Source organism: Kocuria sp. CPCC 205297 (genome assembly GCF_040981035.1).
Lineage (GTDB): Bacteria > Actinomycetota > Actinomycetes > Actinomycetales > Micrococcaceae > Kocuria > Kocuria marina.
In genome coordinates, this window is sequence record NZ_JAVKPY010000005.1 from 188,258 (window position 1) to 210,612 (window position 22,355).

Genomic DNA, 22,355 nt, shown 5'->3' on the forward strand with positions numbered 1-22,355 from the left:
CCACTCGCCCGGGTGGTGCCGGGCCGCCCGCGGCGGCCCGTCCGTTTCCGGCTCAGGCGGAGCGCAGCAGGGCCAGCGCGTTGATCTTGTCCGGGCGGAAGCCGGACCAGTGCTCGGTGGCGGTCTCCACGACGGGGACCTGCTGGTATCCCAGGCCCACCACGTGCTCGTAGGCGGCGGTGTCCTCGGTGACGTCCACGACGGTGTAGTCGATGCCCTTCTTGGTGAGAGCACGGTAGGTGGCGTTGCACTGGACGCACGACGGCTTGGAATACACGGTGACAGACATAGCCCATTCTCCTTGCGGGAAGTACCGATTTTCGGGCGCTTCCGGGGCCTTTCGGCTCTGGATCCGGGTGGTGCGCCAGGTGGTTGAAGATCTACGTCAATACTACATCTAGTGTCGTGTGCCGGAACAGGACCCAACATGATGTGGTCGTGTGATCCACAGGGGGATGTCGTCTTTTCCCCGGGTTGTCCACAGGGACCGCGTCCGGGAGCCCTGAGAACACGCGGTTCTCGCGGGGCCCATGTGGACAAGACGGGCGGGGGAAGTCACGAAAAATTTTTTTGCACAGCGTGTCTCACGCGTCGCGCAGGACGCGGTCGGCACTGACGAAGTCCGGGAAGACGTCCAGGTAGAAATTGTCCCGCAGGAAGGTGTACTCGAGACCGGCGCGCTCGATGGCCTGCTCTGTGGCGTAGTGGGTGCGGGCGAACGTGAAGGTCGCGTCCGGTGCGGGTGCAGCGAAGGACGTATAGACCACCCGGCGCACGCCCGCGCGGGACAGCGCCTCGACCATGGCCAGTTGCTGTTGCTTGCGATCCGCCGATTCGGACGCGGACACCAGGAACACAGTGTCCAGTCCCGCCATCGACTCCGCGGCCCCGTCCGGGTCGGCGAAGTCCATGGTGGCGGCGTCGAGCAGGCCGTTCGCTGCGGCCACGTGGGACGCGACCCGGTGCGGGGAACGCACGAGCAGCCGGTGGGCGACGCCGCGTTCTTCGAGCCGACGCGAGACGGCCCCGCCGATGCGTCCCGTGGCGCCGGTGATACCGAGGGTCGTGTGTGCCATGGTTCCTCCGTTCGGGGGTGCATCCGACAATGTGCTCGGGGCGGGTCGACGGGCGCCCGGATCGGGGCGCCCCCGTGGCCCGCGCGGGTTCAGAGCAACCCGGCGTCCTTCAGCTGATCCGAGATGGAGGCGCCGTCGTTGGCCTCGATCCACAGCGTGCCCTCCGGAACGGTCACGTGATGGCCCTCCGAGGCGCGGGTGCCCGCGGCCAGGACGGCCTCGGTGGGTGAGAGGTTGCGGATCACGATGGCGGCCACCGAATCCGGGTGACGCTGCGCGAAGCCCGAGTAGATCTGCGGATCGTGCTGACCGTCGTCGCCGATCAGGATCCACCGCACGTGGGGGAAGTTGCGCGCCAGTCGCTGCAGGTTCTGCACCTTGTGCTGGGAACCAGACCGGAACCAGCGCTCCGTGGTGGGCCCCCAGTCGGTGAGCAGCAGCGCTCCGGCGGGGTACGCGTTGCGCGTGAGGAACCGACGCAGGGTGGGCGCCACGTTCCACGCCCCCGTGGAGAGATAGAGGAAGGGTGCGTGCGGATGGCTGCGGCGCAGCCGGTCCATCATGGTGGACATCCCCGGCGTGGGGATGCGCGCGTGCTCGTTGGCCACGAACGAGTTCCAGGCCGCGAGCATGGGGCGGGGCAGGGCGGTGACCATCACGGTGTCGTCCACGTCGCACACGACCCCCACGTGCTGCTCGTCCGAGACCACGGTGACCTTGGCCTCCGTGACCTCCGAGCCCTCGGCCTGCATGTAAATGGTGTGCACCCCGGGGGTCATGGAGACCTTGAGGTCCACGTCGATCACGCCGCCCTTGTCCGCCACGAGGTGGAACTCTTGCTCGCCCAACCACACGTTGACGTGGGCGAACGCGAAGGGCACGGACGTGAAGGAACGCCACCCGCGGATCGACTCCGCGGCGTCGTCGGTGTCCTCGATCAGCAAGCGCGTCTTGAGGAGCACACGCCCCAGGGCCCGCACGTAGCGGGGGCTGCCGTAGCCGTCGAAGGCGAGCATGGTGGGGATGTCCCCGCGCTGCACGGCCCGTCCCTGACGCCATCGCTGCAGCTTCTGGTCGAAGCGGTACGCGATGTTGATCGCCTCTTCCGTGACCTGGTCCACGGTCTGCAGCAGATCTCCTCCGCCACTGTTTTTCGCCATGCCTCACAGTTTTGCACAGCACTCCCGGCCCACGACGTCGCGGCGTACCGTGCCGCGGACGACGGCGCGCGGCGTCGTGGAGCGGGGCCGCGCCGTCGAACCCCTGGCAGGGCTGCGGGCAGGGCGTCGGGCCCCGGGCGCGAGGACGGACCCGGGGCCCGGCCCCGGTGCCCGCGGCTCAGCCGCGCACGTAGCGCGGGAAGCGCTCGGGGTGGTCGATGGGCTGGGTCTCGGGGCTCATGTCGATCCCGAGGTCCTTGGCGAAGACCAGGCGTGTGCGGGTGTAGACGCGCTTGGTGCGCTCGTCGAGCTCGAACACGCGGGCACCGCGCAGGGTGTGCTCGTCACGGGTGCCGTCGTTGAGCCCGTAGGTCCCGAAACCCGTGCCGGGGCCGTAGCCCAGTTCGACCCCGAAGTAGTTGCCCATGTAGGTATTGATGTGGTCGTGGCCGCAGTACAGGCCCAGGACGTCCCCGCGTTCCAGGACCGCGGCGTAGATCCCCGAGTTGACCATGCCCGTGTAGACGTTCTCGTGCTTCTCCCCCACGATCCCGTGACGCTTCACGGCGGCCGCGTGCCCGGACTCGTCCGAAGTGAACTGCTGACCGAACCACATGTGGTGGTGCTCCCACGTGGGGATGTGGAAGTACATGAGCCCCGGGATCTTCTTCCCGTAACGGCGCTCGGTCTCCACCGAGAGGTCGTTGTACCAGCGGATCTGCTGGGGACGGATCCAGTCGTAGCCCATGAGACCCTCACGGTCCTGCCCGCCGGGGCGTTCCTCCGCGTACCGGCCGGAGTCCAGCAACCACACGGCGAACGCGGGGGCGTGGCCGCGGGACCCGCGGATCAACAACTGGGCGTTGGACGAGCCGAAAACCTTCTGGTCGTCCCCGGGGTTGAGGTTGTGTTTGTACTGGCGCACGAACTCGACCAACTGCGGTTCACGCATCCCGGTGCCGTGCTCCTCGGTGGAGTCCTCGTCGTGATTGCCGAATGTCACCGCCCACTTGATGCCCCGGGACTCCATGGGCAGCACCACGTTGTTCACGGCCTGCTTGACCTCGCGGTCGGTGCGCGGGGAACCGTCGATCACGTCCCCGTTGATCAGCACGAACTGGGGCTTCTCCCGGTCCAGCACCTTGTTCATGAGCTCGATGGTGCGCCGGTCGGTGCGCGGGCCGTCCTGGGTGTCGTTGAACTGGACGATCTTGAACCTGCCGTCGCGCCCGAAGGAGAGGGGCATCCGGCTGTGACCGTGGCCGTGCTGGGTCACAAGCGCCGGTGCCGCGTGGGCGGTCGACGGCGCGGCGGCGAGCACACCGGCGGCCGCGATGGCGCTGCCTCCGGTGATCAGGTTCCGGCGCGAGGGATGTGAGGTGTTCTCGGTCATGTGGTGCTCCTGGTGCGAAGGGTTCCGACCGCTGCGGGCGGAGGGGGTCCGGCTACTACGGGCGGTGAGCATCCGACCGCGACGGGCGGTGGGTGAGTCACACGCTAGGGTCACCGCGTTACGGCCACGTGGCACCCCGGTGTCCCGTGGGGCACGAGCCGCGCGCCGGTTATTCACCTTCTGACCTGGGGTTTCACTTCCGTTCTGGTGCGGGGGTGCGCACCGGCGACGGCGCTGTCCCCCTGGGGAGCGCGGCCCCGGGAGGCACCGGGCCGTTCGGGGCCGTGGCTGCGGCGTCGTCCGGGGCCCTCAGCAGACTCCGGTCGCGGCGGACGGGACGGTGTGGGCCGCGAACCCAGCAGGGACCGGGGATCCGGGAGGGTCTCCGGGCGGGAGAGGTCCCACGCCTGGGCCGCCTGGATCCCGATCCCCCGCGGGCCCGTGCGGCGCGTGTGGCCGTGGACCAACAGCAGCGTGGGGGCGAACAGTACCTCACCGGAGGCGGCCTGGGCCTCGTCGAAAAACGTGCAGTCCACGGCCCCGGAGCCGTCGTCCAAGGAGATGAAGACCACGCGTTTGCCGCTGCGCATGGGCGGGGTCATGGTGGAGACCCGCACGCCAGCTACGATCACCTCGGTGCCGTTGCGCAACCCCAACAGGTCCTCGGCGCGGGTGGCCCCGTAGGAACGCATGAGCTCACCGTGCGAGTCCATGAGGTGGGCGCTGACCTCGATGCGCATGGTGTCCATCTCCGCTTTGACCCGCTCCCCCGTGCTCGGTTCAGGCAGCCGCGCCGGAAGGGCGGCCAGGTCCACGTCCCCGAGGGGTAGGGCCAGCTGCCCCTCCCCGGGCTGCGCATGGGCCGAGGTCCCGCGCCCGGTTGCGGGCCGATCCGCCTGTTCCCGCAGGAAGTGGACCATGTCCGTGTGGGAGGCCCGCGTCTCGGCGCGGTGCAACAGGGAGTCCAGGGCGCCCGCCTCCGCGAGCCGTTGCAGCGTGCGCCGGGTGGGCCGGGCGCGCACCCGCAGTTCGGCGAGGGTGCTGTAGGGCTGGGCGGCCACGAGACGTTCGATCTCCGCGGCGCTGATCCCCGCGATGGAACCCAGGGACATGCGGATCCCCCACGCACCGTCCTGGGTGTGGGGGATCCCCCGGTCCAGGTCCCCCGAGACCACGGTCCCTGGCCGCGGCGTGACCGACTCCACCCGGTGGTGGTCCGTGCTGCGGTTGACGTCCGGGCCCAGCACGGGGATCCCCATGCGGCGGGCCTCCCCCACGAGCAGGCGGGCGGGGTACATCCCGGGGTCATGTTCCCACACCCCGGCCATGAACGCCTCCGGGTGATGGGTCTTCAACCACGCCGACTGATAGGTGGGCACCGCGAAGGCCACCGCGTGGGCCTTGCAGAAACCGAAACTGCCGAACGCGTGCAGGATCCCCCACACCGTGTCGATCACGTCCGGGGCGTAGCCGCGAGCGCGGGCGCCCTCGCGGAAAGCGGTTTCCACGGGCTCCTCCGAGGCAGAGCCGAGCAGTCGCCGCCAGATGTCCGCGCGGGCCAGACCACACCCGGTCATCCGGTCCATGATGCGCATGATCTGTTCGTGGTAGACGGCCACCCCGCGGGTCTCGGCGAGGATTTCCTGGAGGTCCGGGTGGGGGTAGGTGGGCGTGGACCAGCCGTGGCGGGCGTTGAGGTAGGGCCGGACCATGGCGGCCTGCATGGGCCCGGGGCGGAACAGGGAGATGTCCACGACGAGGTCGTTGAACTCCTCCGGTCCCATGGTCCCGATCAGTTCCCGCTGCCCGGGGGACTCGATCTGGAAGCACCCCAGGGTGTGGGTGGAGCTGATCAGCCGGAAGGTGTCGGGGTCGTCCCGGGGCATGGTGTCGAGGTTGGGCGGGGGTTCGTGGGGTCGCAACCGGGTGATCTCCTCCACGGCGTGGGCCAGGGTGGACTGCATGCGCACGCCCAGGATGTCGAGTTTGATCAGCCCCATGGGGTCCATGTCGTGCTTGTCGTACTGGGACATGGGCAGCCCGATCCCGCTGGCCTGCACGGGGGTGCGCTGCAACAGGGTGGTGTCGGAGAGGATCACCCCGCACGGATGCATGGAGATGTGCCGGGGTAGTCGGTCGAGGCGTTCGGTGAGATCCACGAGCAGGTCCAACTGCCGGTTGTTGCGCAGCCGCTCCGCGAGCGGGGCGAGTTCGGGCCGGCGTGCGATCTCCTCCCGCAGGGTGCCCCCGGGCACGCGCCACAACTGGGTGGCCACGTGGTCCACCTCCTGGGCCTCGAGCCCCAGTGCCAGTCCGGCGTCCCGCACGGCTCCGCGGGAGCGGTAGGCGTTCTGCATGCTCATGAGCGTGACGCGGCGGGGGCCGAAGCGTTCGAAGATCCGGTGGTAGACGGCGTGGCGTTGCGCGCTCTCCATGTCGATGTCGATGTCCGGCAGGCTGGGGCGCAGCGGGGAGAGGAAGCGCTCGAAGACGAGGTCGTACTCGAGCGGATCCGCCGGTGAGATCCCCAACAGGTGGACCACCAGGGACGAGACCCCGGAACCGCGAGCGGCGTGACGCACACCCATGCCGCTCATCAGTTCCGAGACCTCCCCCACGGTCAGGAAGTACCCGGCGAAGCCGAGCTGGGCGATCACCGCGAGTTCCCGTTCCAACCGTCCGCGCAGGGACTCCCGGTTGAGTCCGGGCACGGTGCGGTCCCAGTCCTCGCCGGCATGCAACCGGGCGAGTCCCGCGTAGCAACGCTGGGCCAGTTCCCGGTCCGGGTCACCGCTCACCCCGATCACCGAGGCCTCCGGGATCACCGGACGGTCCACCCCGAGATCCCCCTCCGGATCTAGACGGCAGCGCTGGGCCAGGTGGTGGGTGTCCGCGAGCAGCGCGCCGTGTCCCGCCTGACCGTGGTCCGCGGCGAGGGCGATCTCCCGGGCCAGCAGACTCATCTCGTCACCGTCCTTGAGCCAGCCCTGCCCGTTGGGTTGCAGCACACCGCGATCCGCCCCGGCCAGTTCGTCGAGGGACATCAAGGTCCGGGCGGCATCCAGGACGTCCGCGGTCACGGCCTGCCCCGGGTGGGCGTAGCGCACGGCGTTGCTGAGCACCACGGGCAGCTGCGCCTGCCGCCCGATCTGGAACATCCGCACCGCGTGCCCCATGCTCAGGGGCGCACCCTGGGGCGCCAGGTGGGTCACCGTCTCCACCACGAGGGTCTCCACGGGCAGCGCGTGACGCCATCGGTTCAGCGCGGTGCGCGCCGCGTGGTAGTGCCGTCCCACGAGCAGCCGACCCACGTCCGAGTCCGGGCCGAGCAGCACCACGAGTCCGGGATCACCGTGGCGCGCCGCACGATGCACGTGCCGCGCCAACTGCTCCGCGCTGAGTCCGATGGGGTGGGCCGCGTGCCGGTCATGAGCCCGGTGGGCGGCGGAGACCACCCGGCACAGGGCCGCGTACCCGGCTCCCCCGTTGCGTCCCGTGGCCAGGACCACCACCCGGCCGATCACCACGGGTGCCGCCGGACGACGTCGCTGTCCGGCCGCCCGACTCTTCCCGGCCACCCGGCCCTGCGCGCCTCCCGCGACGGCGCGCGGGGTCCGCAGCAGGGCGATGTCCACACCCAGGACGGGAGCGAGACCGTGCGCGCGGCATGCCAGCACGTGTTTGACGGCCCCGTAGAGGCCGTCCCGGTCCGTGCACGCGAGGACCTGTGCTCCCTGGGACGCCGCCGCCCGGGCGAGTTCTTCCGGACGCGCCACACCGTAGTGCGCACTGAAGGCCGAGGCCACGTGAAGATGGGGGAACCACATGCCCATATTCGAAACTTTATTCGAACTCCTGTCAATCGTGGACGGCTCCGCGGGCGACATGAAGTGACATGGAAGGACTCCGCACGGGGACCACGGGCGGTCTCATGCGGCGCTGACACGGAGCACCCGCCACTGATCGGTGAACTGGTTCCGGACCAGCTCGAAGGTGCGTGCGATAACCACCCCGGGCCGGACGACCTGCACCCGCCACCGCTCCTGATCCACCGCGCTCGTGCGGCTCTCACGCGGCACGCGGACCTCCACGTCCCACCAATTCCGGCGTTCGTACCAGCGAACGGCGGGCTGCAGGACGCGATGCTCCTCACCGCGGTACGTCACCACACACGGCGTCCCGGTGATGTCACACACCACCGCGAGATCATCGAGGGCGGGGTCCGTGGAGCCGCCCACCAGCCCCGTGGGACGCTCCACCGGCATGCCCGCGCCGATCACCGGAACCGTGTCCCACGGGTCCTCGTATTGCCCGGTCTCTGTCATCTCCAGCACCGTCATGGTGGCTCACCCTCCCCGATTATTCGAAAATTTATTCGACTACTGAGACGGTGCCAAGATCGTCCGACACGCATAAGCGACCGACGCCACAGCGGTGTCGGTCACCGGAGAGATGCCCGCACACGGGCGTGGGTGAGATCTTTTCCGCTAAACGATATCGCGATAGCATTCTTCGAGGAGGTGCTGACGATGAAGAATGTCCTCATCCGGGGACTCAGTGACAGGGCGGTTGAAAGCATCGATGCGGAGGCATCCGCGCTGGGGCTATCCCGCAACGAGTTCCTGCGCCGGAAGTTCGAGACAGCGGCAGCCATGACGGACGACAAGGCCACGGTGACCACTGAGGACTGGGAGCGCTCCTCCCGCGCCTTCGGCGACCTCATGGATGACGACATCATGGCTGCCGCGTGGCAGTGACCGGCTGGTTAATTGACAAGTCTGCGTATGCACGAATGCAGGCAGGGAAGGCCGCGCACCTTGAGGACTGGAATGCCCGCATCGAACGAGGACTGGTTCGACTCTCGACGGTCACGCGGCTTGAACTGGGATTCTCATCCCGTTCCGGCGAAGGCGGGCGTCAGGCGTTCGGGCTGCCGCCGCTGTCGCTGATGCCCATCGAACATCTGACGCCCGCGATGGAGGACCGTGCCTTCCAGGTGCAGATGTTGCTCGCCGATAGAGGTCAGCATCGTGCGCCGTCCATTCCGGATCTGCTGATCGCAGCATGTGCAGAGAAGGCTGGGCTGACGGTGCTGGCCATGGACAAGGACTTCGACTTGATTGCCGCGGTCACAGGCCAGCCGGTGGAAACCCTCACGCTGCGATGACAGAACACGCGTGAGGCGATTATCGGCCCTCCCGGTCGGTGATTCTCTGCGCCGTGACCGGGGAAATACCGCGGGCCCGCCGCCCTGGGCGACGCCCCGGAGTCCATCCCGCGAAGAACAGCGGCCGATGCTGAGCCCGGCAGCGGTGCCGTACAACGCGTAGTCGTACCACTCGATAACCGTTCCCGCGATCGCCGCGAAAAGCGCCCTGCCAGCGCCGGGGCGCGCTGCCAGCGCCGGGGCGCGCTGCCGTGCCCGTCGTCGTCCGCTGGCGCATGAGCTCACACTACGACGCCGCTCGGGCACCGTCCGGACGTTGCACACCCGGACCAAGCGCCCGGAGATGATGCCCTGGAGCAGTTCCGGGGCATGGTGTCCGTACCCCTTTCGGGAGCGCCGGCATTGTCCGCACGCACCCCTGTGTTCCACGCCACACAGCGGTTAGATTGGCCCCATGACGACATCCATCGGGACAGCCGACACCACCGCCCTGTTCATGCTCCACGGATGCCTCCGCTCCACCCCCGGGAACGGACACGCGCTCGCGGGCATCCTGGCCGAGAACGACGCCGCCGAGCCCATGCCCGGTTGCCGCCTCTACCTCGTGGCCACCGATCCCGAGGACCCTGATGCCGTGTGGGTCACCGAGGTCTGGGACACCGAGGAGGATCATCAGGCGTCCCTGCAGATCCCGGCCGTCCAGGAGCGGATCCAGCGGGCCTTACCGATCATCGACCGTGAAGGCATGACCAGCCACCGGCTGCAAGCCGTGGCGGGCATCCCGCGCTGACCCGGCGCCACCATCACATCGTCAACCCACCACTCACCGAGATCGCCTGGCCCGTGATGTAGGCAGTCCCCGGGGAGAGCAGGAAGTGGATCGTGGCCGCGACCTCCTCGGGGGTGCCGAGCCTGCGGGCGGGGATGCCCCGTGTCATCCCGGAGAAGATCTTCCCCGTGAGGCCCTGGGCGTCCGCGAGCTCGCGGTACATGGTGTCCGTGGGACCCGGCGTTGGCCGTCACGGGTACCACGGCGTTCTCGCGCGCCACGGAGCGCGCCATGCCCAGCACACCCGCCCGCGCGGCCGACGACACCGCGTCCCCGAACGAGCCCGCCTTGGCACTGTCCGACGACACCACGACCAAGCTCGCCCGCCGACCCGCGGCTCCCGCCGCACGCAGATGCGGCAGGACATGGCGAGCCACAGTGAGCACCCCGAGCCGCTCCACGGTCACGATCTCGCGGGTCCATTCCTCAGTGGTCTCGTGCAGCGGCTCGGCGATGGCCGCTCCGATGCCCTGTCCGGTGCCGGTCACGATCGCCACCCGTGCGGTGATGCCGGTGTTGTGCTCGTTCATGGGCAATCCTCCTGGTCGTGCTGTCGATCCCGGTTAGGGTGCGTACTCGCGTCCGGCCGATTCGCGGGAAATGATGAGCTCCATGATCTGGGTGAATCCCGCGCCCCCGGGCCGATCAGGTGCTCGCGCGGGACCAGGACGTCCTCGCAGCGCATCAGGCCGCGGCCCACCGCTTTGGTGCCGTTGATGACTCAACCGTCGTCAGTGCGCCGGGCCGTCATCCTCGGGTCGCCGGCGTCCGAGCCCGCGTGCGATTCGGAGAGGGCGATGCCCACGATGCCGAGCCCGCTCTGATGAGTGGCACGTACTTCTCCGCCGTCTTAGGCAACGCCGACGACGCCGGGATCTGTCCCACGAGCGAACCCACCACCTGGACGTAGCCCGCGTTGACGTCACCGCGGGCGATCTCCTCCACGATCAGTACGAACCCACCTTGCGCCCGGACTGACCGAAGCGCGCGGTGCTCGAGGCGATCGTGAGATCGCACAGCACGTGCCGCACGTGCCCGCCACCGATCGCGAGTCCGTTGACCGCCGCGATCACCGGCTTGGGGATGTCACGGTTGACCTTGTGCAGGTTCCCGATCTCGACCATCCCCGACGGCGACGGACCATAGTCGCCGGTCTCGGCGCGCTGCTTCACGTCCCCGCCCGTGCAGAAGGCCTTCTCGCCCGCACCGGTCAGGATGACGGATTGCACAGCCTGGTCCGCCCAGGCGAGCCGGAGTGCGGTGATGAGCTCGTACACCGTCTGCGACCGGAACGCGTTGTAGCGCTGGGGTCAGTTCATGGTGGTCACGGCCGCGGCGCCGCGGATCTCGTACAGGATGTCCTCGAACTCGTGCTCAGCGGTCATGACGCGTCTCCTCATCTCGGGCGGGTTCCGGGGCGGATTCTCGGCTGGGTCCAGGAGCGGGCTCCTGGACGGATTCTGGGACGGCCCTCCGAGCGGACTTCCGGGCCTCCCCTGAGGCCGGTCCTCGGGCGCGACGGCGCTCACCCGCTCCACCGGGTCCTCGTCCGCCGCGGCCACAGCGGCCGGGACCCGTTCGGTGAGTTCGTCCAGCACCGCACCGGCCGCACGCAGCAGCTGGTTCCGGCGGGCCTCCTTGCGGGCGCGACGGGCCGCTCCCTCCGGGGCAAGGGCCGAGATGTCGGTAAGTGAATCAGTATTCATCTCGAATAAATCTGGATCCACTTCATGGCGCGTCAAGGGTCGGAAGATGAAACCGTGCCCGGTCACCGCGCGATCGCGGCGACCACCTCAGCGGGCGATCGCCGCAAACACCGCCCCGGTGAGCTCGGCCAGATCTCGCGGGGCCAGACCCACGTCCTGCCCGCGTCGGCCACCGGAGACGTACATCCGGTCCAACCGCCGAGCGCCGTCGTCGATCACCGTGGGCAAGCGGGTGCGCTGACCCAGAGGGCTCACTCCGCCGAGCACGTAGCCAGTCAGTCGCTGGACGTCCCCGGGATCCGCCAACCGGGCCTTCTTGGCACCCAGCGCGACGGCCACCGCTTTCAGGTCCGCACTCTGCGCCACAGGCACCACGCACACCCCGAAACCATCGTGATCCGTCTGCACCACCAGGGTCTTGAACACGCACTGCGGCGGCAGCCCCAGCGCCTCGGCCGCTTCGCGCCCGTAGGCCGTGACGCGGGGATCGTGCTCGTAACCCATGGCCTCGAATTGCACGCCAGCGCGCTCGAGGGCGAGTGTGGCGGGCGTGGCCGATGCTCGTTGTGTCTTCTTCCCCACGGGTTCCTCCCATGCCGCGTCCGTCATGCACTCGGGTCACTTCCAGGATTACGGGGAGCACACCCAGCCGGGTTCGGTACTGTGGGACCACGTCCACACCACGGAAGGGCCGGTGCCCCGCACCTCAAGTCTAGGCCCTCCCGCAGCGCGGACGAGAAGTCCCCCCACCGCAGCCTCTCCCCCGGACGCCTTGCAGTAAGACGCCCACTCGCAGCACCCCGGACCCGCACCGGAGCACCCGCCGCAACGCCCCACAGGGCCGCCCGGTGGAACAGTCCGGCACCGTACCGAGCGAGCGTCGCCCACGCGCGGCACCGGCGGCAGTCGGCACACTCAGGATTCAGGAGGTCCGGGAAGTTGGCTACGACCCCACCCCCCGCCACGGCCCTCGCCCAGTGGTTCTCCGGCCCGTTCACCCCGCAACGGCGCCTCGTCGTCTTCCCCCATGCCGGCGCCGGGGCACTGTCCGGCCGCGATCTGCAGGCCGCGGACACCGAGGTGCTCACCCACCGCCGTCCAGGCCGGGAATCACGTATGGCCGAACCCGCTGTCGTGGACGTCCCGGAGCTCGTCGCGGAAGCGCTTGCGGCGCTGCTGCCGATCCTCGACGCGGACGAGCGGCCCACGGTCGCGCTCGGTCACTCCTTCGGTGCGCTGCTCGCCGCCGAGTTCACCGCGGCCCTGGACCGCGAGCGCCCGGGTCGGCTCGAGCGCACGGTGCTCTCCGCCAAGGCCGCGCCCCCGGATCGCGATCCGCACCTCGCGTCGATCCTCGAGGACGACGCCGCTCTGGCCGCTTGGTTGCTCGAGCTCGGGGGCACCCCCGAGGAGCTGCTCACGGACCCTGGTCTGCGTGAGCTCGTCCTGGCCCCGTTGCGCGCGGATCTTCGGGCGTCATTGAGCTACGACGCCGCCCCGCCGGACCTCGCCACGCCCCTGCTGCTCGTCCACGCACAGGAGGACCGCACGGCGTCGGCGGGGTCCATGGCGGGGTGGACGAGCACCGGGGGCACTGCCACACTCACGATCCCCGGGGGCCATCACGGGCTGTTCAATCACGCACGCGAGCTGCACGACGCGTTGCGGTCCGCTGTCGACGGCACGACGGGTGGCGCCCGATGAGCGCGCACGCGGTCGCGCACCGCCAGCCCGTGTGGGCAGCACAACGACGCCGCGTGCCCGGTGCGCCGGCGGATCTCACGCTGCACGTCCTGCACCTCGAGGATGTCTCGTCCTGGGCGTTCTCCGCCGTGGACTGCCTCACGGAGGACGAACTGTCCCGGGCGTGTGCGCTGCAGGACTCCCACACCCGTGAACTGTTCGTGGTCTCACGCGTCGCTCTGCGCCACGTTCTGGCCCACCGACTCGGGTGCGCCGCCCACGAGGTCCCGATCAGCCACGACCCACGCACCGGGGCACCCCACGAGGTGCACGGTCGCGCGGCGGCGGTGACCGGGTCCCGCGGCGACGCCGGTCCCGAGCTCGCGGCGTCCTCCGCGCTGGGTCACGTTCGCCCCGTCCGGTTCTCGGTCTCGCGCACGGCCGGGGTCATCGCTCTCGTCACGGCCCAGCGTGCCGTGGGCGTGGATGTGGAGCGTCTGCAGTCCGAGGTGGAGGCGAACGTGCTGCTCGACGTCCTGCACCCCGCGGACCGCGCCCGGCTTTCCCGCGTGCGCGGGCGGCGTCGTGCCGTGGCCGTGACGCGCACATGGGTGCGGGTGGAAGCGCTGGTGAAGGGCTGGCAGACGGGACTGTCCCGCGACCCCGCAAGCATCCACGTGGGATCGGCCGCACGCGCGGACTACGGCCGCGGGTGGAGCGTGAGCGACGTGCGCACCACGGCGCGGGAGAACGCGCGCCTGGCCGTGGCATGGCGAACGGACCCCGCCCCGCAGGGCTGAGGTCCGTTCATTCGTCATCCGCCCCGCGGGGCAGCGGCATCACTCAGTGGCGACGCCGCGGGGTCTCCGCACGACGCCGCGGGAGCGCCTTCTTGGGCCGGATCACCGCGGCCGCCGCGCCCTTGGACGCCCGGGTCACGAACCGCTCGAGCGGACCCGCCCCCACGGCGTGCTGCCACGCCACCGCGAACAGGGCGGCCACCACAATCTGGACGATGTACCAGAACCACGGGGTGCCGTCCGTCCACACGAACGCCATGAAGATCAGGTGCGACACGTAGAGCGTCAGCGTCATGGAGCCCATGGCACCCAGCCACGTGAGCCACTTGCCGATCACGCGGCACAGCAGCAGGAACGCGCCCAGTGCGATCATAGCCATGCCCGCGCTCTCGAACAGGGCGAGCGGGGTGTTGGTGTGCGGGCCCGTGAGCAGCAACCACAGGTTCGTGGTGTCCGGCAGCTGGGGGTCCGGGCCGTAGTACTGGATGTTCCACACGTCCTCGGACGTCATCCACGGGGTCGCATTGATCAACGCGTCCTCGAGGTCGAACCGCAGCAGCATGAGCATGGAGATACCGCGGGACAGGGCCGCGACCACGGCGCCCACGATCACGAGCAGCACCTGCACCCGGTCGCGGGACAGGGGCAACCGGCCCAGTGCCAGGCCCAGGCAGATGAACGTCATCCATGGCAGCGCCGGGTAGGTGCCCGTGAGGAACAGCTCCGCGAACACGGATCCCGGGTCCGAGAAGATCTCCAGGAAGCTGGGGTTGCCGTACACGTGGGCGGGCAGCACCGACAGCGACCACTGCATCACGAACGGCATGACCACCGCGAAGAACGCGGCCGAGGCCAGCAGCCACCGCACACTCATGAGCGTGAACGGGATGGCCAGCAGGAACATCAGACCGTAGTAGATCAGGATGTTGTATACGGGCAATTCGAGCAGGTTCACCGTGAGACCGATCGCGAACAGCAGCAGGGCACGCACCAGGATGGAGAACCGCGCCCGGGAGCCGTCACGACCGTGGCGCGGGGTGCGCCCCCCGGTCATGAACGCGAGGCTCACACCGGCGAGCGTGGCGAACAGCGCGGCCGAGTGCCCGGCGAACAGGGTCCATTCGAGGGACGGTTCCCCCGCGGCGTTCGTCGCGGAGAGCACGTGCACCGCGATCATCCCGATGAGCGCGAATCCACGCGCCACGTCCACGCCCATGATGCGGCGCTTGGTGCGGCGGCCGTCCGCGCTCGTCACGTTGCGGGTGGCCGCACCCTGACGCGGTGCGGACGTGGAACGTGGCGGCGCGGTGACCACCGGGGTCGCGGCGGTCCAAAGACCGCTCTCCGCCGCGGTGCGGCCCTCGTCCCCGCGGTCGCCCAACCACACCTCTCGCGGTGGACGGCGCCCCGGTTGCGGGCGCTGTCCCACGGGCAGGTCACCCTCCAGGACGACTTCTTGCGTGCTCTGCTGCGTCATTCGGTGACTCCCTCGTGCTTACCGGAGGTCTTCCCCGCGGGGACGACGTCGGTGCGGACCGTGGCCATCGCGGACGATCCAGCGTTCAACTGCGGCGCCGGGGCGGCCCCGAGCAACGGTGCGGTGGACACGTGGTCCGACTCGATCGCGGGCACGACCTCGGCGCTGACCGCCTGGTCCCCCGGTGCGAGGTGACGGATGGGGTTACCGCCCCAGTTGCCGTCCGAGGGCACCGTCTCTTGCCGCATCACCAGTGACCCGGGGGCCACGGTGGTGCGCTCCTCGATCGTCGCACCCGGCAGCACGAAGCTGTTGGGGCCCAGCGTGGATCCCCGCCGCATGGTCACGGGCTCCATCCGCATGACCCGGTCGTGGAACAAGTGGGTCTGCAGGACCGTGCCGCGGTTGACGGACACGTTGTCCTCGAGGCGCACGAGGTCGAACTCGGGTAGCCACCACGACTCGCACCACACGCCGCGACCGATGTGCGCACCCATCAGGCGCGCCCACAGGTTGAACATGGGCGAGCCCACGCTCAGGCGGATCATGGACGGGACCGCGAGGGACTCGGCGAACACGTCCGTGAGTTCGTTGCGCCACACGAATGAGCTGAACAGCGGCCGTTCGCTCGGTCGGAAGCGGCCCACGAGGGCCCACTTGACGAGCACCGGCACCAGGCAGGCCACGGTACTGGCGACCGTGAGCACCACACCGGACCACGCGAACGCGGCCACCACACCGGTGGCACCCATCCCGTGGGACATGTAGATCTCGGTGAGGACGTACACGATGATGAGGTCCAACCAGGCCGAGACCATGGCGGGCACGAAGCGGAAGAACTCCACGAACGCACGCGCCGCCTTGAGCCGCCGTTGCGGGCGGAACGTGGACTCGGCGTCGGCCTCGGTCTTGGCGCGGGCGATCGGCTCGGCCGTGCGACCCAGCCAGGACGAACCGGCGGGTGCGTGGTGCGGGGCGGAGCTGAGCACGGCCACGAGGGCGTCCGCGGGCAGGTCCCGGTCCGGTCCCACGATCCCGGAGTTGCCCACGAAGGTGCGCTCACCGATCACGGAGGTACCCACGTGCAACCATCCAAACCCGGCGCGGTGGGACGTGACCAGGGCGTGGTCGGCCAGGAAGGACCCGTCCTTGAGCGTGGTCAGGTGCGGGATGGTCTCCGCGGTGGAGATCTCCACGTTGCGCCCCACCTTGGCCCCAAGCAGGCGCATGAACCACGGAGTGATGCAGGACGCGTACACGGGGTAGGTGGAGATCAGGGTGCGCTGCATGAGCGTCTCGGTGAGCCACATGGCCCACCCCACGGGACCGTTCTGGGGGAAGTACCCCGGCACGATCATCCCGGCCACGAGGCGCACGAGCGCTACCACGAGCAACAACCACACCACCGCGGTCACGATGGTGAACACAGGGACCCACACCGCCACGATCGGGAAGACGACCTCGTACTGCTGGATGGTGATCACCTGGGACAGCACGATCAGCGCCCCGGGGATCAGGGCGAGGAAGGGCAACAATCCCACGAGCACGGCGCCCGCGGAGAACGCGAGGTGCGACGTCGCCGAACCCCAGGTCTTCATGCCGCCCGTGGCCTCCGGGGACTCCTCGGGCCACGTGAGGCCGGCCGAGCCATGGTGGCGCAGAGGGGAACCGCCCCACAGCTCGCCGTCCGGGACGTTGCGGCTGACGTGCGAGCCGGGCAGCACCTCGGCGCCGTGGCCCACACGCATCCCGGGATCCACGAGGGTGCGGGTGCCCACGCGGGCGTTGTCACCGATCTCGATGGCGCCCACGTGGAAGACGTCCCCGTCCAGCCAGTAGCCGGAAAGATCCGATTCGAACTCCAGGGTGGAGTGCTCCCCCACGCTCACGAGACCCGTGACGGGCGGGGTGTTGTAGAGGTGTGCGCCCTTACCGATCTTGTTGCCGAACAACCGATGCAGGCCGCGGGCCATGGGGGTGCCGGTGAGGACGTCGTACTTGTTGTAGACCACGATGCGCTCGGCGGCCCACACTCGCAGATGGTTCCAGCTCCCCCGCGGATAGTGCCCGGGTTTCAACCCCGCGGTCAGCGCGCGTACCGCGGCAGCGCCAATGAACACGCGCCCCGGCAGGGAGAACATCACGAGCCACCCCAGGACGAGCGGCCACAACGGCGGCGTGGGGACCCAACCGGCGTCCGCGACCACGGCCAGCAGCCACACCACGATGAGCGCGCCCACCACGTAGCGGAACCCGTTCAGGAAGTTCAGGGCCAGGATGAACAGCCCCTGCAGCCAGCCGGTGCTCGCGGGGGTGGGCTCGGGGTCCCGCTTGACGTCGTGGGACTCCCCCAGCGTGGCCAGGTAACCGGCCATGCCCTCGAGGGTGGGGTGGGCGTAGATCTTGGCGATCTCGGTGTCCGGGTGGGTCTTGCGCAGCGCGGAAACCAACCGGGCGAGCGCCACGGAGCTGCCACCCATTGCGAAGAAATCGCTGTCCGGGCCGAACGGCAGCGGTCCGAGCTGGTCCGCCCACAGTTCCGCGAGCCACGCGAGGTCCCCGGTCAGGGACTCGGAGCCGTCGTCGTTGGACGTGGGCAGCGGCCAGGGAAGGGCCTTGCGGTCCACCTTGCCGGAGGTTTTCATGGGCAGTTCGTCCATGATGCACAGCGCGGGGACCATCTGCCCCGGGAGTCGTTCCACGAGCCAACGCCGCGCCTCGGAGAGATCCACGGAGCCCTCGAACTCGGGGACCAGGTAACCCGCGATCACGCTGCCACCGCCCGGGGTGGAGTGCACGGCGCACGCGCCGAGCTTCACGCCGGGCACGGCGCTCATCTGCGTGTCGATCTCACCGAGTTCGATGCGCCGCCCCGAGACCTTGACCTGGTCGTCGGCACGGCCCGCGAAGACGATGCCCTCGGGGTCCGCGCGCACGACGTCACCCGAGCGGTACGCGCGGTCCCAGCCCAGGGATTCCAGCGGCGCGTACTTCTCGGCGTCCTTGGCGGGGTCCAGGTAGCGGCCCAGACCCACGCCGCCGATGATCAGCTCGCCGGTCTCACCCCAGCCCACGGGCTGGCCGTCGGCGTCCACGACGGCGAGTTCCCACCCGGGCACGGCCAGACCGATGCGCACTGGGGCCTCCCCGTTGAGCAGGGCGCCGGTGGCGATGACGGTGGCCTCGGTGGGTCCGTAGGTGTTCCACACCTCACGGCCCGGGCGCACCAGGTGCTTGATCAGTTCCAGGGGGCAGGCCTCGCCGCCGAAGATCAGTAGGCGCACCCGGTCCAGTGCGGCATTGGGCCACAGGGATGCGAGCGTGGGCACGGTGGAGACCGCGGTGATCTCCTTGTCCACGATCCACTGGCCCAGGTCCGGGCCGGAGCGCACGATCTTGCGCGGTGCGGGCACCAGGGTGGCACCGTGGCGCCACGCGAGCCACATCTCTTCGCAGGACGCGTCGAAAGCCACGGACAGTCCCGCCATCACGCGGTCACCGGGGCCGAGCGGGCGGCGCTGCAGGTACATGAGGGCCTCGGCGTCCACGAGTGCCGCGGCGGAGCGGTGGGAGATCGCCACACCCTTGGGCTTACCGGTGGACCCGGAGGTGAAGATGATCCAGGCGTCGTCGCGGGTGCGCGGGGTGGCGGTCTGCTCACCCGTGGTCACGGCCGGGTTGCGGGTCAGTTCGAGCCCCTGACCGAACACGGCGGCCACGCCGGCTTCCTCCCACACGGTGCGCGCGCGTTCATCGGGGTCGTCCCAGTCCACGGGCACGTAGGCCGCGCCGGCGAACAGGGTGGCCAGGATGGCAACGTACAGGTCCACGCCGCCGGAGGGCACACGCACACCCACACGGTCCCCGCGTCCAATGCCCATGTCCCACAACCGCTGGACGTGGGTCTCGACCCGGTCCTCGAGTTCCCCGTAGGGAACGCTCTCGTTCTCGTCCTCCAAGGCGATGGCGTCCGGGTACTGCGCGACCGTCTCGAGGACGATGTCGACGAGGGTGCGCGGTGCCGGTGGTTCCTCCACCGGGTACACGGCCCTGTCCGGCGCGAGCGCTCGGACTCCGCTCCTAAGATCTTGGCTGTCCACTGCTAGTACTCTCCCCCTTGCTAAGGACCGGTGGTGCAGGGAGATGCGGACGTCGTCCTCGGTCGAGGCGCGGTGCTGCAAACGTATGGATCATGCCGATGGGTCCCCCGACCGATACGGCAGCGTGACATCCGGAAGATGCGCAATGGCGTCCAGCGAAAATATCCCCCTGCTGGCCCAGATTACGTCGCCAGAATACGACAAGCATGAACTTGGATGCAATGTACGGTGTCGGTCCCGGCATCACCCAGGTGGGGATGTCATGCTAAAGAATTATTCAACGTGACCCACCCCACGGACTTCCCCCCGTGTGCCCGTGAATCGTGTTCCGTAGATCACGTGGAATGCGTGGGTTCGTCCGCCGCGAGCAGTTCGTCCAGGATCTCGGCATCCGGCATGTTGAAGTGGTCGCGGTGCGGCATCAGTTCCAGGCGGGTGCGTGTGAAGCCGCGCTTCTCGTAGAAGCGCTGACCCTCCGTGGCCGCCGTGACGGCGTCGAAATCGGACGCGGGATCTGAGCCGTTGTCCAGCAGACCCGTGAACCACCACATGCGCACCTCGGCCTTCTCCTGGCGGGTCGGGACCTTCGACAGCCCGTCCGGCGCGCCACCACCGCCCACCATGGCCGCACCGCCGGTCACGAGGTCCCGGGCACCGCTGAGCACCCCGTAGCTGAGCATCTCCGCGCCACCCGAGTACCCGAACCACGACACCCGGTCCCGTTGCACCGGGAGGTCCGCGAGCAGCCGGTTCTCGGTCAAAGCGCGCAACCAGCGCATGTTGGCACTCATCCCCTGCCACCACGTGCACTCGCCCTGGCAGTCGGGTGTGAGGGGCACGGCCAACAGGTCGTTGTGGGAGGCCGCGATCGCGGACAGGCACGTGGTGCGCCCACCCGGTTCGAAGTACTCCGCCCCGCCGTCCCCGTGCAGGTCGATCACGAGCCCCACGGGCTTGGAGACGTCCACCCCGCCGTCGATCACGTGGTAGGAACTCGTGGTCCCGCGGTACGTGTAGGTCTGCTCCAGGTGGCCGAGCGCCCCGGCTTGGGTCTGGTCCTGGGTGGTCGGCTGCGTGGCCAGGGTCACCGTGTGGGGGAAGGCTCGGGAGTCGTCCGCGCGCAGCCCGTACTGGGTGCAGTCGGTCGTGGGCGGCTCCGCGGACTTGAACGGGTTCACACTGATGAGGACCACGGCCGCCACCAGCACCAGCAGCAGGACCAGCACCAGAACGACACGCCACGAGGCATGTCTCGCGCCCGTCCTCGTGGGACTGGTAGGCATGGCCGGAATCGTACCCCCGCGGGCTGGGAGTTCTCGACCTTCCACCCCGCGACACCCCTGTGGCGTGAGACGACGTCGCTCGGCCGGGTCCGCGCGACGCCCCGGCACCGCGGCGTCGTCGTCCGCTTCAGCGCACCAGACGGGGCACGAGGCCGACGAGTGCGAGCATGACGAGCAGCTCCACGAGGGTCTGCGTGAGTACGGCGAGCGGCGCGAGGACCGTGCCGTCCGGCGCCGCGAGGGCGAGCGGCAGCACCACCAGGGAGTTGCGCGTGACCCCGCTGAAGAGCACCGCGCGGCGCTCGCGGACGCGCAGGCCGGCAAGGCGACCGGCCGCCCAGCCAAGCGCCGTCATGAGCGCTGCGAAGCTCACGTATACGGGTACGAGCGGCAGCAGCGCTTGCGCGCGTGAACCCACGAGGGCGATCTGGGACGCGACCACGGTCGCGAGGGTGAGCATCATGAGCGGGACCATGGCCCCACCGGCGAGCCGGCCCCACCGCCGGGCCACCGGGGACCGCGCTGTGGCCCACTGGGTCACTGCCGCAGCCACCAGAGGGATGACGATCACCACCGCGAGGGCCTGGGCGAATGTCCCCCAGTGCACGGCCATGGCGACGTCGGGCGCCAGGAACGACCACAAATACAGGGGCAGGGTCAGCATCTGCAGGACGAGCAGCACGGGGGACGCCGCGAGCAACCGGTCGTTCGCGGCGCCCGCGAGGCCCGAGAACACGATCACGTAGTCGATGCACGGTGTGAGCAGGACCAGTAGCACCCCGATCAGCATCGGGCCCTCGATGGAGAATGCGCGGACGAGCGCGAACACGATGACCGGGACGACCGCGAAGTTGACGATCACCAGGCACGCCATGAAGCGCAGGTCGCGCAGACCTTCGCCCACGCGGCGCAGCGGGATACCCAGGAACGTCACGTACAGCAGGGCAGCGAGCACCGGGGTCACCGCGGGGGCGGCGAGGCCGCCGAGGCCCGGGGCCCACCAGCCGGCGAGCGCGCCCACCGCGAGCGCCGCGAGGTAGAGGGGTATCTGGAACCGGTCCATGAACCGGGTCATCGGGGCCCCTGCCACGCGCCGCCATGTCCGGCGCCGTTGGTGTCGTCCCGTGTCAGCGCAGTTCGGATCAGGGCCGTGAGTCCCGACCGGAAGACGGCGTCGGTGTCCACGGGGTGCTCGGTGTGCAGGCGGGCATAGCGCGGCGCGATCTCCGCATCGACCGGGGCGGCGCGCTCGGAAGGGGCCATCGGCTGTGTCAGAGCGCTGCCGAGCGTGAAGCTGGCGAGTGTGTACGCAGCACTGAGGGGATCGGGCGCACCGAGCTCGTCCAGCAGAGCGGCGGCGGTTCGGCCGATCTCGTCCGTGTCCACGGCGCGGGTGCGGTGCACGGGTTTTCGATGGTCCCAGTAACTCACGGGGTCAGCGTAAACGAACACCGTTCACCCGGCACGCGAAGCCGGACGTGGCCCGCTATTTGCTGGAAGACCCGTGGGACGCAGCCCGCGCCGCCCGGGAAGCCGTCACACACGAACCGAAATCCGATCTGGACGGTGGCACCCATACCCTCGCCCTCGTGATCGAGCGGGAGCGCATCCCGATCGGGGACGTTCTGCTGTGGCGCACCGACACGCACCCCCGGATCGCGGACGTCGGCTGGGTATTGGA

Annotated in this window: 18 protein-coding genes and 3 pseudogenes; 6 read left to right on the plus strand and 15 right to left on the minus strand. The window is 69.5% G+C overall.

Annotated elements, in window-relative coordinates:
* Positions 1 to 52: 52 nt before the first annotated feature.
* From nrdH to RF650_RS06390, 6 genes are all read right to left on the minus strand, one after another.
* Positions 53 to 289 (minus strand): glutaredoxin-like protein NrdH, encoded by a 237-nt coding sequence (nrdH, locus tag RF650_RS06365; RefSeq protein WP_064846808.1) that lies wholly within the window; start codon positions 287 to 289, stop codon positions 53 to 55.
* A gap of 295 nt (positions 290 to 584) precedes the next feature.
* Positions 585 to 1,076, minus strand: a complete 492-nt coding sequence (locus tag RF650_RS06370) for an NAD(P)H-binding protein (protein ID WP_368814438.1) — start codon at positions 1,074 to 1,076, stop codon at positions 585 to 587.
* Positions 1,077 to 1,165: 89 nt separating this feature from the next.
* Complete coding sequence (locus RF650_RS06375; protein ID WP_368814439.1) at positions 1,166 to 2,236, minus strand: App1 family protein; 1,071 nt, start codon at positions 2,234 to 2,236, stop codon at positions 1,166 to 1,168.
* Positions 2,237 to 2,414: 178 nt separating this feature from the next.
* Entirely contained in the window at positions 2,415 to 3,629 is a 1,215-nt protein-coding gene (locus tag RF650_RS06380; protein WP_368814440.1) for a metallophosphoesterase family protein, read from the minus strand.
* Between the two features lie 173 nt (positions 3,630 to 3,802).
* Entirely contained in the window at positions 3,803 to 7,462 is a 3,660-nt protein-coding gene (locus RF650_RS06385) for a DNA polymerase III subunit alpha (RefSeq protein ID WP_368814441.1), read from the minus strand.
* A gap of 96 nt (positions 7,463 to 7,558) precedes the next feature.
* On the minus strand, positions 7,559 to 7,969 hold the full coding sequence (locus tag RF650_RS06390; RefSeq protein WP_064846804.1) for a hypothetical protein: 411 nt from the start codon (positions 7,967 to 7,969) through the stop codon (positions 7,559 to 7,561).
* A 189-nt stretch (positions 7,970 to 8,158) separates the two neighbouring features.
* Between RF650_RS06390 and RF650_RS06395 the strand changes: the two genes are divergently transcribed.
* The 3 genes from RF650_RS06395 to RF650_RS06405 all read left to right on the plus strand — a co-directional run bounded on the left by RF650_RS06395 (position 8,159) and on the right by RF650_RS06405 (position 9,586).
* Positions 8,159 to 8,386, plus strand: coding sequence for a hypothetical protein (locus RF650_RS06395; protein ID WP_131332832.1), 228 nt, complete (start codon positions 8,159 to 8,161; stop codon positions 8,384 to 8,386).
* Positions 8,377 to 8,796 carry a PIN domain nuclease gene (locus RF650_RS06400; protein ID WP_098054436.1) on the plus strand — a complete coding sequence of 140 codons (420 nt, stop codon included), beginning with the start codon at positions 8,377 to 8,379 and terminating at the stop codon, positions 8,794 to 8,796. Before RF650_RS06395 ends, RF650_RS06400 begins: the two co-directional genes overlap by 10 nt.
* 454 nt (positions 8,797 to 9,250) lie before the next feature.
* Positions 9,251 to 9,586: a putative quinol monooxygenase gene (locus RF650_RS06405; protein ID WP_206399173.1), complete on the plus strand. Its 336-nt coding sequence runs from the start codon at positions 9,251 to 9,253 to the stop codon at positions 9,584 to 9,586.
* A gap of 13 nt (positions 9,587 to 9,599) precedes the next feature.
* Here the strand turns inward: RF650_RS06405 and RF650_RS06410 are convergent.
* From RF650_RS06410 to ybaK, 4 genes and pseudogenes are all read right to left on the minus strand, one after another.
* A pseudogene (locus RF650_RS06410) lies at positions 9,600 to 10,155 on the minus strand (SDR family NAD(P)-dependent oxidoreductase).
* Positions 10,156 to 10,572: 417 nt separating this feature from the next.
* A pseudogene (locus tag RF650_RS06415) lies at positions 10,573 to 10,923 on the minus strand (enoyl-CoA hydratase-related protein); the annotation flags it as partial.
* 12 nt (positions 10,924 to 10,935) lie between these two features.
* A complete protein-coding gene (locus tag RF650_RS06420) occupies positions 10,936 to 11,331 on the minus strand; it encodes a hypothetical protein (RefSeq protein WP_242670672.1) in 396 nt (131 codons plus the stop codon).
* A gap of 87 nt (positions 11,332 to 11,418) precedes the next feature.
* Positions 11,419 to 11,940, minus strand: a complete 522-nt coding sequence (ybaK, locus tag RF650_RS06425; RefSeq protein WP_064846797.1) for a Cys-tRNA(Pro) deacylase — start codon at positions 11,938 to 11,940, stop codon at positions 11,419 to 11,421.
* Between the two features lie 330 nt (positions 11,941 to 12,270).
* Here ybaK and RF650_RS06430 point away from each other — a divergent pair, with 330 nt between their 5' ends.
* Positions 12,271 to 13,035, plus strand: coding sequence for a thioesterase II family protein (locus RF650_RS06430; RefSeq protein WP_131332828.1), 765 nt, complete (start codon positions 12,271 to 12,273; stop codon positions 13,033 to 13,035).
* Positions 13,032 to 13,814 carry a 4'-phosphopantetheinyl transferase superfamily protein gene (locus RF650_RS06435; protein ID WP_368814442.1) on the plus strand — a complete coding sequence of 261 codons (783 nt, stop codon included), beginning with the start codon at positions 13,032 to 13,034 and terminating at the stop codon, positions 13,812 to 13,814. The genes RF650_RS06430 and RF650_RS06435 overlap by 4 nt, the downstream gene beginning before the upstream one ends.
* 43 nt (positions 13,815 to 13,857) lie before the next feature.
* Here the strand turns inward: RF650_RS06435 and RF650_RS06440 are convergent, their stop codons facing one another.
* The 5 genes from RF650_RS06440 to RF650_RS06460 all read right to left on the minus strand — a co-directional run bounded on the left by RF650_RS06440 (position 13,858) and on the right by RF650_RS06460 (position 22,105).
* Complete coding sequence (locus RF650_RS06440) at positions 13,858 to 15,291, minus strand: DUF418 domain-containing protein (protein WP_082943378.1); 1,434 nt, start codon at positions 15,289 to 15,291, stop codon at positions 13,858 to 13,860.
* The gene (locus RF650_RS06445) at positions 15,288 to 19,337 is read right to left on the minus strand and encodes a Pls/PosA family non-ribosomal peptide synthetase (RefSeq protein ID WP_242670671.1); all 4,050 of its coding nucleotides are present in this window, start codon (positions 19,335 to 19,337) and stop codon (positions 15,288 to 15,290) included. Before RF650_RS06445 ends, RF650_RS06440 begins: the two co-directional genes overlap by 4 nt.
* Before the next feature lie 389 nt (positions 19,338 to 19,726).
* Entirely contained in the window at positions 19,727 to 20,674 is a 948-nt protein-coding gene (locus tag RF650_RS06450) for a hypothetical protein (RefSeq protein ID WP_240505781.1), read from the minus strand.
* 127 nt (positions 20,675 to 20,801) lie between these two features.
* Entirely contained in the window at positions 20,802 to 21,749 is a 948-nt protein-coding gene (locus RF650_RS06455; protein WP_131332822.1) for an arsenic resistance protein, read from the minus strand.
* Complete coding sequence (locus tag RF650_RS06460; RefSeq protein WP_131332820.1) at positions 21,746 to 22,105, minus strand: hypothetical protein; 360 nt, start codon at positions 22,103 to 22,105, stop codon at positions 21,746 to 21,748. The genes RF650_RS06455 and RF650_RS06460 overlap by 4 nt, the downstream gene beginning before the upstream one ends.
* A gap of 47 nt (positions 22,106 to 22,152) precedes the next feature.
* Between RF650_RS06460 and RF650_RS06465 the strand changes: the two are divergent.
* Positions 22,153 to 22,350 (plus strand): annotated as a pseudogene (locus tag RF650_RS06465) (GNAT family N-acetyltransferase); the annotation flags it as partial.
* Between the last annotated feature and the right edge of the window lie 5 nt (positions 22,351 to 22,355).